This window comes from Dyadobacter soli (genome assembly GCF_900101885.1).
Classification (GTDB): domain Bacteria; phylum Bacteroidota; class Bacteroidia; order Cytophagales; family Spirosomataceae; genus Dyadobacter; species Dyadobacter soli.
The window spans coordinates 38,189-54,280 of the sequence record NZ_FNAN01000004.1 but is presented as its reverse complement, the minus strand read 5'-3'; the positions used below and the strand labels follow the sequence as shown (position 1 = coordinate 54,280).

Here is a 16,092-nt window from a genome sequence, read left to right as displayed (position 1 = left end):
TTGAAAATGCGGTAATGTATTTGGCACAAATGTTTTTGTTCTTCCGCTGTCAACATCCGGAAAACCATATCAACACATTATACTATGAAACGAATCAAACTCTTCTGGTCTTTGCTTCAAGACAGTTTCAATGAATTTCTCAACGATAATGGGATGAAACTGGCGGCTGCATTGTCGTATTACACCATATTTTCCCTTGCGCCAATGCTGCTGGTGATCATTTCGGTTTTCAGCATTTTTTTTGGCAGGGATGCAATCCAGGGGCAATTGTTTGATCAGATCAGCGGATTGGTAGGGGCTTCCGCCGCGTCCCAATTGCAGGAAATCCTTAAAAACGCGGAGCTGTCCAACAAATCCGGAATGGCTGCGGCAATAGGGATAGGCACATTACTGATTGGTGCTACCGGGGTGTTTGCTGAAATGCAGGATTCGATCAACTTCATCTGGGCAATTAAAGCCAAACCTAAAAAAGGGTGGCTGCAATACCTCAGAAATCGGCTGGTATCTTTTTCCCTTATTCTTACGCTCGGATTTCTTCTGGTAGTATCGCTGGGAGCAAGCGCATTGGTGGATCTGCTCAGCAGCCGCCTGGAAGCGTTGTTCTCGGAAGCTTCGGTAGTCGTGTTTTATATTGTCAATCTGGCGCTGGTACTTTCCATTATTACTGCATTGTTCACGGTAATATTCAAAGTACTGCCTGATGGCGATTTGCGCTGGAAGGAATGCCTCGTCGGGGCGGCATTTACGGCAGTTTTATTTCTGATAGGGAAATTCGTTATCAGTTTTTACCTCGGGCAGTCCGATCTCGGGGCTGCATACGGCACTTCGGCGTCGATTGTGATCCTGCTGACCTGGATTTACTATTCTTCCATTATCCTCTATTTCGGGGCTGAATTCACGAAAGTTTACGCGCGTATCGACGGCGTCGCCATTGCGCCCAACAAACACGCTGTACTGATCGTCCGGCAGGAGCTCGATAAGAAAACGGGTGTCGAGATTACCGACTAAAAAAGGCCCGCATCGATTGCAGGCCTTTGATATCATTATGTGAATCAGTATTAGCGGATCACCAGCTCGAAAGGCATACGCGTCTGCATTCCACCCATATTCATCAGTTTTTTATACATTTTCACATAAGGAGCAAGGTCACCGAGCGCCTTGTTGGTAGCTTGTTCCTCATTGTCTCCCATGAACTTGTTGATCATTTCATCCAATGGTTTCTTTTTTTCAGGGTAGTAACGCACGCGGTAATCTCCCTCGCCGAGTTTGGCGGCTTTCGCGGCAATTTTGATGGCATCGTCTACGCCGCCCAGTACATCCACCAGCCCGTTTTGCTTAGCCTCCACTCCCGACCATACGCGGCCCTGCGCAAGGGATTTCAGCTTTTCAACCGGCATTTTACGGCCTTCGGCTGCTTTGCGGGTGAATGTTTCGTAACCTTCGTTCACGCTCTTCTGGATCGTGGCTTTTTCGAATTCCGTCATTTCGCGGGTGGCAGTCGGCCAGTCGGCATGCGGGCTGGTACCAACGCCATCGAAGGTAATGCCCAGTTTGTTGTTCATGAAATCGGTCACATTGAAGATCAGCCCGAAAATACCGATGGAGCCGGTAATAGTATTCGGCTGGGCCACAATCGTATCACATCCCATGGCCATATAGTAACCCCCTGAGGCCGCTACATCGGACATCGAGGCAATCACGGGTTTCTTTTTGGCGGTAATCTGGATCTCGCGCCACATTACGTCCGACGCTAACGCACTGCCTCCGGGCGAATTGATACGGATCACCACCGCTTTGATTTTGTCGTTTTCACGGATCTCTTTCAGTTCTTTTACAAACTTGTCGGAGCCGATATTCTGGTCGCCGCCGTCGCCGCTGGTAATTTCGCCTTCCGCCACGAGTACGGCCACTCTTTTGTTAAAATCACCTTTTTCTGTCGAGCTCGACCCATCCAGGTATTTTCTCACACCTACATAGGAAATGGATTTGTCGGTGGCTACTTTCAGCTCCTTTCTAAGTGCTGTTTCAAGCTCGTCCTGGTAGCCGAGGTTGGTAATAAATTTGTATTTCAATGCAGATTTCGGATTCTCAACGGCCAGCGAATCGGCCAGGTTTTTCAGCTCGTCCACCGGAATGCTGCGGGATGCCGAAATGTTTTTCAGGAAGTTATTATTAATGGCGCCGATCAGTTCGGTGGATTGTTTTTTGCTCGCTTCGCTCATGTCCTGGCGGGAGAACATTTCGATCGCACTTTTGAACTCGCCCACGCGGAAAACAAGCGGCTTGATTTCCAGTTTATCGAATGTGCCTTTGAAGAAGCTGTATTCGGCCGAAAGCCCGTTCCATTCAATGCCGCCGGCCGGGTTTAGGTAAATTTTGTCAGCTACGGAAGCAATGTAGTAGCCTTTCTCGGAGTATGTTTCGCCATAAGTGACAACGAATTTCTTCGATTTTTTGAATTCCAGCAGTTGGTTCCGGATTTCTTCCAAAGTAGCCCATCCGGCCTCGGGGCCCTCTGTTTTCAGGTAAATGCCTTTGATCTTATCGTCATTCTGCGCGCTTTTCAATGCATCCAGAATGTCCTTCAATCCCACCACCGTTTCTTCGCCGGTAAAGGGCAAGCCGAACTCAGACAGGGGATTATCGACGCCTACTTCCTGGATGGGCTGGTTTAAATCAAGTTTCAGGACTGATTTATCTTCCAGCACCACTTTTTCTTCGGAAGAAAACATTGAACCAATGCCGGCCAGGATAAAGAACGAGAGGAACAGAAAGAGGATAATGCCCACGAACGTAGCCAGGACATATTTAAGGAACTGTAACATAATCTATTGCTAATGGATTTCTTCTCTATAAGTTGATCAAGGAACAAAATTACGTATTAATTGTCGCGGTTTATGGATGAAATAATGTCAAAAGGTAGTTTACGACCATTAAGTGGTTGAAAATAACCGTTCCAATTTTTCGGCCAGAACCGGCAGTTTTAGAAAAGCAGATTATTTACTTTTGGAGAAAAATCCAGCTCATGAAAAAGACCCTCATATTAGTACGGCACGCGACCGCCGAAGACCAAAGTTTCAGAATTAGGGACTTTGACAGAAATCTGAACAGCAAAGGTTTGTCGGAGTCGCTCGCAATGGGGAAATGGCTGGTTCAGGAAGGTGTGAAACCCGGTTTTTTTGTGTCGAGCCCGGCGTCACGCGCATTCAAAACGGCCGAGATCATAGCCGGGCAATATAAACTACCGGTTGACGCAATCCAGACGCAGGCCGGAATTTACGACGGTGGCCCGCGGGCCTATTTGCAGGCTGTGAATACGGTGCAGGAGGAGCATTCGGTCGTGATGTTGTTCGGCCATAACCCCGACATTACCTATTTTGCCGAGTACCTTTCCGGGGCAAGCATCGGTTCCATGAAGAAGGGAAGTGCGGTATTTATTGAGTTTAAAGAGCAGAAATGGGAAGAAATATCTGCTAAAACGGGTGACCTGGTACTTTACAAGACGCCGAAGCAGGTGAGAGAAGATGAGTGAAATGGAGAAAGCAAACCGTAATAAAAAGATATTCATTATCGTGTTTCTCGCATTTGTAGGACTGTTTGTTTACATCTCCTACGATATGTCGAGCCGCACGACCGCACCCTGGAACAAGCCCAAACAGCTGAAAAGGGCATTGCCGGGCGCTACACCCGACGCCGATTCGCTGAAACTGGACTCGCTGCTGAAAGAAGTGGAAAAATAACCGCTCAACTTCTGGGGTGGAATTCGGTGATGATCTGTCGAAGGTAATCGCGGTCAAGGTGGGTGTAAATCTCGGTAGTGGTAATGGACTCGTGCCCCAGCATTTCCTGCACCGCGCGCAGGCTCGCGCCGCCCTCGATGAGATGGGTGGCAAACGAATGCCGGAACGTATGCGGGCTGACGTTTTTGTTAATGCCCGCTTTTTTCGCCGTATCCTTGATCATCAGGAAGATCATAACCCTCGAAAGCTGGCCGCCGCGGCGGTTCAGGAACACAATGTCTTCGCTTCCTTTTTGAGGTGCAATCTCGCCGCGCACGTGGTCGAGGTATATTTGCGTGTACTTGATGGCCTCTCTGCCAATGGGTACAAGCCGCATTTTATCGCCTTTCCCGATAATGCGCAGGAAACCGATATCGAAATGGCAGTTGGTCAATTGCAGGTCCGTTAGTTCCGAAACGCGTAACCCGGAGCTGTACAAAACCTCCATAATGGCGCGGTTTCGCGTGCCTTCCGGAGTGGAATGGTCGATGGCGCTTAGCATGGTCTCGATTTCTTCGTATGAAAGCACGTCGGGCAGCTTGCGGGGCAGGCGAGGGGATTCGAGCAGTTCCGTAGGATCTTCGGTAATCTCGTTTTCAAGCAGTAAATATTTGAAAAATGCCTTGATCCCCGACAGCATCCGTGCCTGCGAATGCGCCGCAAGGCCCAGTTCCGCAACGTATTTCAGGAATGCCGAGAGGTGTTCTTCCTGTATGCGGGCGGGTGCGAGATCGATTTTGCTCAATTCCAGAAATTCTTCCAGCTTTTCCACATCGCGCACGTAGGCTTCCACAGAGTTGCCTGACAGCGAGCGTTCCAGGCGCAGGTAATTTTTAAAATGTTTGATGTAGCTTTGCCACATTACGAAGGAAGAATTAATGAATGCTACAAAGCAAATGAAAAAGATATTGATCCTGAACGGTCCGAACCTTAATCTTTTGGGCAAAAGAGAGCCTGGTGTATACGGAAGCCAGTCGTTTGACGACTATTTCGAAACGCTGAAATCCATTTTCCCGGACGTGGAGCTGCATTACTTTCAATCCAACCACGAAGGAGCACTGATCGACAAAATACACGAGGTAGGCTTCTCATTCGACGGCATCGTTATCAATGCGGGCGGTTATACCCACACGTCCGTAGCTCTCGCCGACGCATTGTCATCCGTTACCACACCGGCCGTAGAGGTTCACATCTCCAACATCCACGCCCGCGAATCGTTCCGGCACCATAGTTACCTGACGTCGCGCTGCAAGGGCATTATTGCGGGGTTGGGGCTGAGGGGATATGAGCTGGCGGTGCGGTACTTTTAATGATTGAATGATTGAATGATTGAATAAATTGTCATTGAGTCAGAAGTAGTCATGAATTATCACGAAGGTAAAGCGATACATGACTACATATGACTAAACTTGACATCATTCAATCATTCAAAATTACCTAAACACCGCGTTCCCAAACAGCATCTTGCCTTTCTCCAACATCGCGCGGAATACCGGGTCGTCCATGAGGTAGATGACCTGACCGCGGCCCATTTCCTGTGCGCCGATGATGAGGGTGTTTTTGAGCCTGCCAGCCATTTTGGTGCCTACGAACCCGGCTTTATAATTGTCTTCTTTGAGATAACCCACATTCCAGCCGTCTTTGAGGTAGTCGCGCTCGTAGGCGTCACGTACGATGGTGAAATAGGCTTCCCCGCATCCGAATGCGAGCGGATGCGTGCGATCCATCGTGATCTGGAACATGCTGCCTGGTGAGGAGTCGCTGGCGTCCTCGCGTTGCTGTTCACCGTATTTTTTAAAGGTATCGTCGTCCTTTCTTTTTTCGGAGAATTTTTTGGTTAAACCAAAGCCCGGTTTGCTCACGAAAGCATCGGTCGCGTGCTCCATGGCAATCAGTTTCCCACCGTTTTTTACCCAGCTTTGAATGGCTTCTACCTGCCTGTCGGAAATAATATCGGCATAACGGCCATCCGGGAGGATCAGCACATCCACCTCATTCCAGGGCAGACTCGCCAGCTTCGCAGCATTGACAATCGTTACGGGGTAGTTGATCTGTTGTTCGAAGTAATGCCAGATCGCACCAAATGCGGTCGGGGAAATGCCGTCGCCGGACAATGCCACCACTTTCGGTGCTTTGAGCGCTACCACATTATCATTCCCGAAATCAGGACCCGTGCTCACGAAGCCGGTTTTGACGGGCGTCAGCTTTACGGAATGCTTGTTAGCAAGCGACGTGACCAGTTTATCGAACGGGATTCGCTCATTCCCTTTCCGGGTAATGATCAAGGTGCCGGATGCGTAGCTATTCTTATCCATTTCAAACGGTGTGTTGGAGGTTTTGACAAGCACACCATTTTTCAAAAGCTCAGCCAGAAATGCCGCGTCCTCAGAATCCGACCATTTGGAAAGGTATGCGTAAGGTAATGCAGCGGGTACGGTATTTTCAATCGGCATAGCTGCATTGGTAGCAGGCGTCAGCTTTTCCTTCAAACCATAGGCTTTTAAACCAAATATATATGCAAGCCCCCAACTGGTAACATCGTAAGTTACCGAATCTTCGAGGGCCGGTTTAGGGTCAAAAAGAATGCGTAACAGATTGGATTTAGGCTGAAATGCGCTGATAAGCAAATCATTATTGTCGATTTTGACAGGCTGTTCGGTCGCGCTAGTAAGCTCGGTGCCCTTGGTCGAAATCGACTTACCCGCAATGCCGTAGCTGAACCCTTGCCTGTCGAGCCATTGACTGAACGAACGGGTATTTTCACTGTCTCCGGTTTTGACCACATAAGTTTTAAAACTCCCCGTTGGCGCATTGGCAGCGTCCTGATGAAACTTGATAAACTCTGAAATCACTTTCTCTCTTTGGGACATGACAGTTTCCAATGTAGCCAGCGTTGTGGCGTAATGGTGTGCAATGCGGCTGTTGAGCGTCAATGTATCGTGCTCGTTCGTGCGTTCGAGCGCCAGGCCTGCGCGCCCGCCTCCGCCCTGCTCGTACGTGACGCCGATCGCGCCGTTCGCCGTAGGCCAGGTATCACCATAGCTGGGGTAAAAGAGGTCGTAATCGTTCCTGGTGAAGTACGGCCAGTTGTTTTTGTCAAAATATTTACGGCAGTATTCGCCCACCAGCTCATTGAAGTGCCTTTGCCAGGCCGTCACGTCCTTATTGTACGGCTTTGCGGCCGGCGGGAAGTAGTAGCTTCGCGAAGGGCCCATTTCGTGGAAATCGGCATGGAAATGCGGCATCCACTGGTTGTATAATGCTACGCGCTCCTGTGTTTCCTTTTGCGTTTGCCAGGCCCAGTCGCGGTTAAGGTCGAAAAGATAGTGGTTGAAACGCCCGCCGGGCCAGGGTTCGTCATGTTCAATCGCAAATGGCGTAACATCTGGTGAAACATTCTGGACGCGGTTGTACCATTGTGTATAGCGCTCGTAGCCGTCGGGGTTAATGCACGGATCGACGAGGATCACCATATTTTTAAGGAAGTCCTGCGTGAGCGCATTGTCCTTGTTGAGCAGTTCGTAAATCACCTGCATACTCGTATTCGCCGACACAGCCTCATTGCCATGCACATTGTAACTCAGCCAAACGATCGGTGGTACTTCGGCATCGGCCTTACCCGGCAGCAGGCCGATACTTTTCAGGTGGTTGGTGCGGATCGTTTCGAGCTTCGCGATGTTTTCCGAGGACGACACGAATGCCAGCATGAGCGGGCGCCCTTCGTTGGTGGTGCCATACCGCACCAGCTTCATCCTGTCCGCATTCTGCGATTGAATGGATTTGAAATAATCGACGATCAGATGGTGGTACGCAAACTTCGAACCCAATGGAAAGCCCAGGAACTGGTCCGGTGTCTGATTTTGTGCAAATGCAGGTTGAATGGAAAGCAGAAAAAGGAGAAAGCGGATCAGTCTGGTCATAGGAAGCGAAGCGGCGTAAGTAGGTAAACCCAAAGTTAAAAAGTTACCGGAATACCATCGCGGCGGAGAGTGAGAAAAAAAGTTTGTGTTAAATGTTGTTGATAATGAGTTAACTAAAAATTATTTTATTTTTATTTTTCCTCAGGGGTTGCTTTTTAAAATCCGACCCTGCATCTTTGCACCACGTTACGGAAACGCAAACGGAAAAAGTGAAAGAAAGTGTTGAAAAAACGCACGAAGTAGGAGACCAGTCGGCCCATTCGTCTAGCGGTTAGGACACGACCCTTTCACGGTTGAAACAGGGGTTCGATTCCCCTATGGGTCACAAAACCGTGCAAAAAAGGACACCTCTTTCACGAATTCATTACAAGCCAAATGGAAAGCCTGCTGAAAAGCAGGCTTTTTCATTTCCAGGATTTCTCCCTCGCAGATTTACTCACAGTTACAAATCTACACTCACAGTTAATTATTAATATTCGGTGAAAATATTTACCTCACACAGTTAATAAGTAGCTTATGATAGCTTTAAAAAAAGGATGAACGTCTACGTAAATTTTTTTCTACGTGGGGGACAATCAGCAGCCAAGGATCGAAAGTGTGCTATCTACGCGGAAATTCATGTCGAGCAGACAAAAGCCACAGCATTTTCCACGAAGTTAAAAGTGCCGCCGGCATACTGGATGGTATCCAGGAACCGCACTGGTATTAAGCCTTCGACCTCTGATCTGCCGGTAAGCAAAAGCTATCCGTTTAGCGAGACACTGAACGAGAAGCTTATTGCAATCAAACAATTCATTATAGCTGCCGCACGCGACCTGGAACTCATGGACATTGAGGTATCAGCTGACAGGGTGAAAGCGCAATTCTTTAACCCACGCCCAGCTATTCAAACAGTTAACTTCCTGGATGTGCTCGATGAGCTCCGTTCCGTATTAGGAAAGAAGCGCAAAGGGTCAACAATGCTTACGTATAGAACCAGGCGGAACAACATCCATGAATTTTTGTCGGCCAATAGGCTCGACTCGATGAAAATCCATGAATTTCAATACCATGATTTTGAAATGCTGCAAGCATGGATGATTGATCAGCGTGTTACCTGTAAGAAAAGTAAAACTCAAGTGCGCCGATGGGGAACCAACACCATCAACAAACATTTGACCCTGATTAATAAAGTCCTGAATTATGGGGTCAATAAGAAGTATCTCCAATATAACCCGATTGGTGAGCTGGGATTAGAATATGAAGATACAAAGCCGCCTCAATACTTGCTTCCGGAAGCTAGGCAGCGCATTGCGAATTGCGAATTAACCACACTTGAAAAAGAACGGGACGTCGCAGTGTTCCTTATGCACACCGGTTTGTCATACACAGACTACATCACCTTGGAGGAAGACCATGTACTTCGGCTTCCGTCCGGAGAGCCCTTCATTAAGAAGCCTCGTGATAAATCTGAAATTTATTCCATTGTTCCGCTCATGCATGAAGCTCACGCTGTAATTGCCAAGTATGGAGGGATTTGTCATTTGCCTAGGCCAGATATATCCGATCTTAACAAGGCTCTGAAGATGTTAGGTGAAGTGGCAAAGTCCCCGTATTCGCTTAGCACTTCCACATTTCGCGAGACGTTTAGCAGCATGATGGAGAATGAATTTATGGTGCCCGATCGGCTTCTTATGTTCATGATGGGCCATACCAATCCGCGACAACTCCGCAACTATTCACGGGTAATGCCAGCCAGGATTCTGCATGAGCTCAGAAAGCATGATATTGTAATTCCCTTCAACCTCGCGGCCTTCGAATCGCTTTTCAAGGCATCATAACTTTTAACAACTAAGGAATTTTTACTCGTCAATTATTTCTACACAAAAAGTGATATTTTTAGTCACATTCTTGTTGATAGAATGAGTATCAGTTGGACATCTGCAACCCTCTGTGGATGTCCTATCCCTCTGATGTGATCGTACTTAATTTTCGTTAGTGTTCGATTATAACCTCTTTCAGTTATTAGTTATGTGCTTGGAGCAAGTTCGGGTAGGCCGACGGATGAAACATGTCATCCCGGTCTCTATCCCTGTGAAGAAGTATCTGGAAAATCAGTTACCAAACGATTACAATGCAAGAAAGGATGACTACATCGGGATGTGGCTCATCAATGCCCTGGTCAAGAAGACTAGCTCGGCAAAAACTTTCACCAATTGCGCAACGGATTTGAAATACCTTCAAAGCCGCCAGTTTACCGAGAAGTGGCATTTTTTGGTGCCGGTCCGATATCAGGACAGCGTCGTGCTACCGAGGCGCAGGGTCTTAGAATTTCATAACATGGTCATGGCGCAAATGTATGCGGAGATCATTATGGAATTCGAACACCGGAAAGCAGCCGGCGAAATCGACTTCATCCAGAATACCATCGACAATTTTCGCGACCGGTATAAAATATGGGACCGCGACTTGGAGGACGACAGGATCCGCAAAATGTACCTGCGGCACCGCGAGCGTAACCGCGCACCAGGTAACAGCCAATTTCTTTCACTAGGCATGTTCTTTGCCAAAATTTGACCAAAAGATGACCGATATCCAGTCGGAATATTGTGATTTACCTACGGGGGTATTTTTGATAGAGTTCCTTCCCAGGCATGAGATTAGCGTCTGGCAGGACGGTTATCCGGTGCCGATCAATAGGTGGTATAAGATACACGCACACCGCGACTCGATCTCAATGGCCGTGCCTACGCAATCAAGCGAACACGGCAGCCTCACACCGGTAAGCGTCAGCTGTCTGATCATAAGCGACAGCCAGGCGACCGCTGACCAACTGACACAGATGGGTGAAATGCGCTTCGCGCTCCGTCTTACCCAGCATAGCGGGAAACGCATCATTGTGGGTACGCCCGAAGAATTTGTTACACTGTCAGCAACAGAAATGACACTTTCCCAGCCCGTTGGTGCACAAGGGCACCGACTTAACTTTACCGGCAGCTTCACCAAGCGCCCGTTAACACTACCCACATAGCAAATCCTTGAAATAATCGCCCGGCTACCTGCGGGGGTAAATCATATAAAAAAGGCCTTCAAATTGTCTGATGGCCTTTTTTGTTATGTAATCTGCACATTCATTGTCCCATCCATAAGACGACCAGCCATTTAAGTTTGCGTCTGATCTTTTTCATGACCCAGAGCTTCGGAGACGAGCTTATTAACTAATGGCGGACGCAAACCTTTCCTCTCATGCTTTAATCACAATGATCGGCCGCTGCCTTTCTGGGCAGTGGCATATCGATCCCCTCTGGTTGTTCCAAAACGCCGACCTGATGGTGCGGGCGGACAGCGGAGAATCCCTCGAAGGCCATTGGCCGAAAATGACCAGCGAGATCCTAGTTAATCACGGAGGGGCGTTCGCTGCCGCTGGAAAAGCCGAAACGATAGGGAAGGGGCAGGCACTCGGTGTAATTAATTTGATTGGGCCCATCTACAAGTACGGCTATTACAGCGGGTCGAAAATCTTCGGGAACCAGCTTTCGATCATGGCTTCGGATGACCGCGTTGGCGGCGTTCGTGTGAATGTCGACAGCCCGGGCGGACAAGTTCATGGCTCGCGGGAAATTTTTGAGATGATCCGCGATTTCCCAAAACCGGTATTAACGACCGTCGATGGCTACATGGCCAGCGCTGCATATCACCAACTCGCGGCCAGCAGCCGTATCGTGGCGACCCAGCCGACAGATCAAATCGGCTCGATTGGGACTTACCAAACCTATTCTGATTGGGATGGCTACTATGAAAGCATGGGAATCAAGCTTTACACGATTTACGCCAGCGACTCATCCGAGAAAAACGAAGAGTTCCGGCAATTGATCGCGAGCGCCGGCAAGCAGACCGACCTGGCCCAGAAGCAGCTCTCCGCCTACAACAATCAATTTCTGGCCGACGTGACCGCCGGCCGCGGCAAAAAGCTCACAGGCAAAGGACAGGATCCGCTCAAAGGTCGCCTGTTTTTCCCTGAAGCCTCAATCGAAAACGGGTTGATCGATGACCTGGTTGCCGCCAGTGAATCTTTTTCCGTGCTCTCCGACATGGTATCTACTTCCAAAAAATCCACCATAACAATGTCTACAATCAAGAAAACGGGCCTTGTGGCCACGTTGATCGCTGCACTTAGCGGGATTGACGAAACTGAAAACGCAGAGCCGACAGTCGAAGGCCTGACCGCTCAGCTCACCGCAATGACTACCGAGCGCGACAGCGCGTTGGCTCAAATCACTACGCTGACCACTGAACGTGACGCGGCCCAGGCAAGTGTTGCGACGCTGACAACCGAAAACACTGGCCTGCAAGCGAAGGTTACCGAGTACGGGAAACAGCCTGGTGCAATGGGTACCAAAAATAAAAAAGAAGCCGACGCAGCTCCGGACGCAAGTCAGGAAAAGACGCTCGAAGAAATACTTGCTGAGTTGCCTTCCGAAAAAGAGGCCGCTGCTATGGGCTTCTAACACCGGTTTCAAATTACACTTCATCTTCAATTAAATAACCAATGTTAGTTTCAGAAATCGTTGCCGCGTTTGGCGCCTACTACCTGAACCATGGCCAAAACATGAACAGCTTGTATAGCCAGCTGTATCAGGGTTTTGTGACCGAAAAGGTGTTTACTCCGGTGATCACCGACAACCAGATCTGGCGCGCTTCCGAAGCCCGTCATTCGCGTATCGTGCAGCCCTTCCAGAAGGCGTTTACGCCGACCGGGACAGCTGAGTTCAAGCCGGTGGAGATTCGCCAGTACAACCTGAAAGCAGATCTTTCGGAGTATCCTGACGATTTGAAATCAGCGTGGTTGGGTTTCCTTTCTTCGACGAACGTGAAGCGCACCGAATGGCCATTCATTAAGTATTGGATGGAAAAGCTGATCGTGCCACGCATCCAACAGGACATCGAGCTTAACGAAGCTGGCCGCGGTGTGTTTGCTGCACCAACACCAGGCACTGCTGGCGCAGCTGGTACCGCAATGAACGGTATCCAGAAGATCATCAATGATCACATTACTGCAACCCGCATCGCGCCGATCGCATTGGGAGCTATCCCGACTGACAACGTCGAACTGGTTGAATACTTCGAAGATTACCATGCCGGCATTCCGATCCTTTACCAAAACATCCCGATGACCACTTACGTGCCAGAACCACTGGTTCTGCGCTACAAACGTGGTTACCGCGCCAAGTATGGCAAAGACACAGACTTCCAGACCAACGCCGACGGCAGCGTGAAAATCATGGATACCCAGCTTTCACTGGCCGGCTTGCCTTCGATGAACTTCAAGGCAAACGGATCGGTCAACGACCGGATCTTCACCACGCCGAAGGAGAATGCGATCATGCTGAAAAAAGGCTTCAACAACGCCAATGGCATTTTCAATGTGCAGGAAGATGGTCGTGAAGTGAAGCTGCTCACCGACTGGTGGTTGGGCTTTGGCTTCATCATCCCTGAACTCGTTTGGGTTAACGACGGGGCAGCATAAGGCTGGTTAATTAAAATGATCATCGAATGAAGGATGCCGCTCGGGCGGTATTCTTCATTTTTCACAATCCCGACCATGGAACCAACTTCCCAAAATTCTACCGCTGAGCTCGCGGATAAATTGCTCGCAGACACACAGGCGGAAGTGGCAACACTGAAAGCCCAGGTCGAAGTCTTGGAGACCGAAAAAAAAAGCCTGGAAGAGCAGATTGCTGGCAAAGATGCCCGGATCACCGAACTCACAGGTGCGGTCAAAGAAGCAGAAACGCTTGTGCTGGCCCAGCAAGCTCAGCTCGCCAAGCAGCCGACCGAAACCGTAGTGGACGACCTGGTGGTGACCTATAAAAAAGGGCACTACCGTATAGCGATCCCAAGCTTCCATTTCAAGGGAGAAAACTATACCGCCGATCAGCTCAAAGACGATCAGGAGCTCATCGCTAAACTGATCGACGCGAAAAGCGGCGTTCTGGTGCCTGTCAAAAAATAATTTCCAACCGGCCCAAACAAGCCAATAATCAAATAAAATACTATGTGCGAAATAGTAGATGTCATTCTCGGCGATACCTGCGGCACTAACCAAGGCGGTACCAGGCTCGTTGCGTTTATTGCGCAGCTTGCTGACTTTCTGGTTATCCAAAAACCCGCGGCAAATGCAGAAGGAATTGCAATGTTTACCGTGGCGAGCGCCCATACTTTCAAACAGGGCAAATGCTTTAAAAAAATTGAGTTCCTGCCAAATACCGGCACGCTGGCTGCGACAGAGGGTGGTGAGTTTTCCGGCACCAAGAATAATGTTTTAGTGCTGCGCGTGCCTTCGAACAATCCGAACGCAACAATCTTGCATAACCAAGCAAACGGTATTACACCGTTCATTGTCCTTGTGCAAAATGCAAACATGCCTGATGGGACGTATGATCAGCTTGGTATCGAAACTATGGCAGCAACTATTAAATCACAAATGTTGCCTGGTTCGAACAACGGCGAAGGATCGCTGTACGAATTCACAATCACGGCCATCATGCCGCACCGATTGCTTTACACGTCAACTGTAACCTTGACGCCGGCAGCCTAACATGGCAAAGCAAAAAAACATCGCCCCGGCTGGAGAGCCGCCAGTATCAGCTCCCACCTACGAAATTATTGGTTTGAAGCGGCTTGATTACATGCCCGTTCTCCATGCCGGGCAAACATTTGATCTGGCCAATCTTTCCGAAGAGCAGGCCGGTATTCTGATTGAGTCAGGATATCCCCACATTGCCCTTGTCTGATTATTTCATTTCTTTAAGTAGTGTATTCATCCGGACTTTTTTTAGGTCCGGATGTTTTTTCTTCGGCCATGACCTTATCGCGCGACTATATTTTGGATGCCCTTGCCTGGGAGAAGTCAGAAGACTATAACGAAGGCCTGCGCCTTTGGAAGCAGCGGTATGGTGACCAAAGTATCACTTATCGGGCGCTTTGCACTGGTGATCATCCTTTCAACCGCGATAAGATGCGTGACGGCTTGATGAAGGAGGTGGAGCCCATCGCAGATGAGACAACAGTCGACAGTGAAAAAACAGGTTCGATAAGTGCTGCGGAGACGGCCAAGCTCGAAAGTGAGATGTCAGACCTTAGTTGGAACCTGGACGACCTGAAAGATCGAATGAGCTACCTCGAAGACACGGTCGACGATTTGACCGGCGCGAATCTTCCACCTGAGCCAATACCGGCCAAAGCTCCGGATGAACCCGACGAGATCCGGGAAATGCGTGATACTACTTACAGCCTGATGGATGAGCGGATCGCGCTCAAACAACGATTGCGCGAGCTTCCGGATCCAGGGCGCCGCGCCGATCGGCAAGTGGCCGCGTTGCGGATTCTTGCTATTACGGACGAGCTGGATGTGTTGTTTGCCAAGATCGACTATTTCCGAGAGCACGGACGGGTGCCTCAGGACATAGTGATCAAGGAAGACGATATCAAGCTGCCCAAACGGATGCTCAACATCCGCACATACATTAGTAAAACACTTAAAAAAATTAACGAATCAAAGGATACGGCCAAGAAAAAGGAGTTAGAAAAGGTCCTTGAACATTGGCGGAAACAATTATCCGAAATTGAAACTGAATTATAAGCATGATCCTGAACCGATTAGGAAACAAAAAGCGTATTGCATCCCTGATTTATCAACACTTTCCCCCTCATGACCTTTACATCGAGCCGTTCTTTGGCGCCGGCGGGATGTATTTCTTCAAGCCAAAAGCCAAGTACAACATTCTCAACGACCTGGATTCGGAAGTTTATAATCTTTACCAAGTGGTCCGCAATTTCGGCGAACAGTTCCTGGAAGAGTGGAACCGGACACCGCTCCACCAGGATCTATGGGACCATTGGAAAAAAAACGAGGAGCCTGACCCGCTCGTTAAAGCGGTCCGGTTCCTTCTCCGCTCAAATTTTGGATTCCTGGGCAAGCCCGAAACCCTGCGTTTCGGCTTCGGCGGCCAGAAGCTGCGCCTGGATGAAAAATTAAAAGCCACCAATGAGCTGCTCGAAGGCGTCAGCTTCATGAACACTGACTTCCGCGGCATATTTCGAAAAGTTGCTGTAAAGACTGATCGCGAAAAGCAACGAGCATTTATTTATTGTGATCCGCCGTATCTGGACACGGACAACAATTATTCAGCTGGCTTCAAAAAGAAAGACTGTGAAGACTTGTTCGACGTTCTTCAAACTTCGGGAATCAAATGGGCGATGAGCGAATTTGACCATCCGTACATTCTGGAATTGGCCACTAGGCATGGTTGCTACGTGACAGAAATCGTCACAAGGAAAGCTTTAAAGGCGACTCGGGTGGAAATCCTGGTCACCAACTTTCAAATATCGCAAAACAAATAGCAGTTAAATGG

At 48.9% G+C, this 16,092-nt stretch carries 17 protein-coding genes and 1 tRNA gene; 15 read left to right on the top strand and 3 right to left on the bottom strand.

Going from position 1 to position 16,092, the window contains the following annotated elements:
- Nucleotides 1-84: 84 nt before the first annotated feature.
- Nucleotides 85-1,008 carry a YihY/virulence factor BrkB family protein gene (locus BLQ88_RS06695; protein ID WP_090147885.1) on the top strand — a complete coding sequence of 308 codons (924 nt, stop codon included), beginning with the start codon at nucleotides 85-87 and terminating at the stop codon, nucleotides 1,006-1,008.
- Between the two features lie 50 nt (nucleotides 1,009-1,058).
- Here BLQ88_RS06695 and sppA read toward each other — a convergent pair whose 3' ends face one another.
- Nucleotides 1,059-2,825: a signal peptide peptidase SppA gene (gene sppA / locus BLQ88_RS06690; RefSeq protein WP_090147882.1), complete on the bottom strand. Its 1,767-nt coding sequence runs from the start codon at nucleotides 2,823-2,825 to the stop codon at nucleotides 1,059-1,061.
- Nucleotides 2,826-3,025: 200 nt separating this feature from the next.
- Here sppA and BLQ88_RS06685 point away from each other — a divergent pair, with 200 nt between their 5' ends.
- Nucleotides 3,026-3,532, top strand: a complete 507-nt coding sequence (locus BLQ88_RS06685) for a SixA phosphatase family protein (RefSeq protein WP_090147881.1) — start codon at nucleotides 3,026-3,028, stop codon at nucleotides 3,530-3,532.
- A gap of 1 nt (nucleotide 3,533) precedes the next feature.
- Entirely contained in the window at nucleotides 3,534-3,740 is a 207-nt protein-coding gene (locus BLQ88_RS06680; protein WP_310590142.1) for a hypothetical protein, read from the top strand.
- Nucleotides 3,741-3,744: 4 nt separating this feature from the next.
- Here the strand turns inward: BLQ88_RS06680 and xerD are convergent, their stop codons facing one another.
- Nucleotides 3,745-4,641: a site-specific tyrosine recombinase XerD gene (xerD, locus tag BLQ88_RS06675; RefSeq protein WP_090147878.1), complete on the bottom strand. Its 897-nt coding sequence runs from the start codon at nucleotides 4,639-4,641 to the stop codon at nucleotides 3,745-3,747.
- Nucleotides 4,642-4,675: 34 nt separating this feature from the next.
- On the opposite strand from xerD, the gene aroQ reads away from it, so the two are divergent.
- Nucleotides 4,676-5,089 (top strand): type II 3-dehydroquinate dehydratase, encoded by a 414-nt coding sequence (gene aroQ, locus BLQ88_RS06670; RefSeq protein WP_090148424.1) that lies wholly within the window; start codon nucleotides 4,676-4,678, stop codon nucleotides 5,087-5,089.
- Between the two features lie 123 nt (nucleotides 5,090-5,212).
- On the opposite strand, the gene BLQ88_RS06665 is transcribed toward aroQ, so the two are convergent.
- Nucleotides 5,213-7,699, bottom strand: coding sequence for a M14 family zinc carboxypeptidase (locus tag BLQ88_RS06665; protein WP_090147876.1), 2,487 nt, complete (start codon nucleotides 7,697-7,699; stop codon nucleotides 5,213-5,215).
- Nucleotides 7,700-7,952: 253 nt separating this feature from the next.
- On the opposite strand from BLQ88_RS06665, the gene BLQ88_RS06660 reads away from it, so the two are divergent.
- From BLQ88_RS06660 to BLQ88_RS06610, 11 genes are all read left to right on the top strand, one after another.
- Nucleotides 7,953-8,024 (top strand) — tRNA-Glu (locus tag BLQ88_RS06660).
- Nucleotides 8,025-8,235: 211 nt separating this feature from the next.
- On the top strand, nucleotides 8,236-9,519 hold the full coding sequence (locus BLQ88_RS06655) for a tyrosine-type recombinase/integrase (RefSeq protein ID WP_090147874.1): 1,284 nt from the start codon (nucleotides 8,236-8,238) through the stop codon (nucleotides 9,517-9,519).
- Between the two features lie 253 nt (nucleotides 9,520-9,772).
- On the top strand, nucleotides 9,773-10,255 hold the full coding sequence (locus tag BLQ88_RS06650) for a hypothetical protein (protein ID WP_176884926.1): 483 nt from the start codon (nucleotides 9,773-9,775) through the stop codon (nucleotides 10,253-10,255).
- A gap of 166 nt (nucleotides 10,256-10,421) precedes the next feature.
- Nucleotides 10,422-10,709 carry a hypothetical protein gene (locus BLQ88_RS36385; protein WP_143016806.1) on the top strand — a complete coding sequence of 96 codons (288 nt, stop codon included), beginning with the start codon at nucleotides 10,422-10,424 and terminating at the stop codon, nucleotides 10,707-10,709.
- Nucleotides 10,710-10,899: 190 nt separating this feature from the next.
- The gene (locus BLQ88_RS06640; RefSeq protein ID WP_090147870.1) at nucleotides 10,900-12,186 is read left to right on the top strand and encodes a S49 family peptidase; all 1,287 of its coding nucleotides are present in this window, start codon (nucleotides 10,900-10,902) and stop codon (nucleotides 12,184-12,186) included.
- A gap of 41 nt (nucleotides 12,187-12,227) precedes the next feature.
- On the top strand, nucleotides 12,228-13,205 hold the full coding sequence (locus BLQ88_RS06635; RefSeq protein ID WP_090147868.1) for a hypothetical protein: 978 nt from the start codon (nucleotides 12,228-12,230) through the stop codon (nucleotides 13,203-13,205).
- Between the two features lie 75 nt (nucleotides 13,206-13,280).
- Nucleotides 13,281-13,691: a hypothetical protein gene (locus BLQ88_RS06630; protein WP_143016805.1), complete on the top strand. Its 411-nt coding sequence runs from the start codon at nucleotides 13,281-13,283 to the stop codon at nucleotides 13,689-13,691.
- Nucleotides 13,692-13,733: 42 nt separating this feature from the next.
- Entirely contained in the window at nucleotides 13,734-14,276 is a 543-nt protein-coding gene (locus tag BLQ88_RS06625; protein ID WP_090147865.1) for a hypothetical protein, read from the top strand.
- A 1-nt stretch (nucleotide 14,277) separates the two neighbouring features.
- Nucleotides 14,278-14,472 carry a hypothetical protein gene (locus BLQ88_RS06620; protein ID WP_090147863.1) on the top strand — a complete coding sequence of 65 codons (195 nt, stop codon included), beginning with the start codon at nucleotides 14,278-14,280 and terminating at the stop codon, nucleotides 14,470-14,472.
- Between the two features lie 20 nt (nucleotides 14,473-14,492).
- The gene (locus BLQ88_RS06615) at nucleotides 14,493-15,320 is read left to right on the top strand and encodes a hypothetical protein (RefSeq protein WP_143016804.1); all 828 of its coding nucleotides are present in this window, start codon (nucleotides 14,493-14,495) and stop codon (nucleotides 15,318-15,320) included.
- A gap of 2 nt (nucleotides 15,321-15,322) precedes the next feature.
- On the top strand, nucleotides 15,323-16,081 hold the full coding sequence (locus BLQ88_RS06610; protein WP_090147860.1) for a DNA adenine methylase: 759 nt from the start codon (nucleotides 15,323-15,325) through the stop codon (nucleotides 16,079-16,081).
- Nucleotides 16,082-16,092 lie beyond the last annotated feature (11 nt).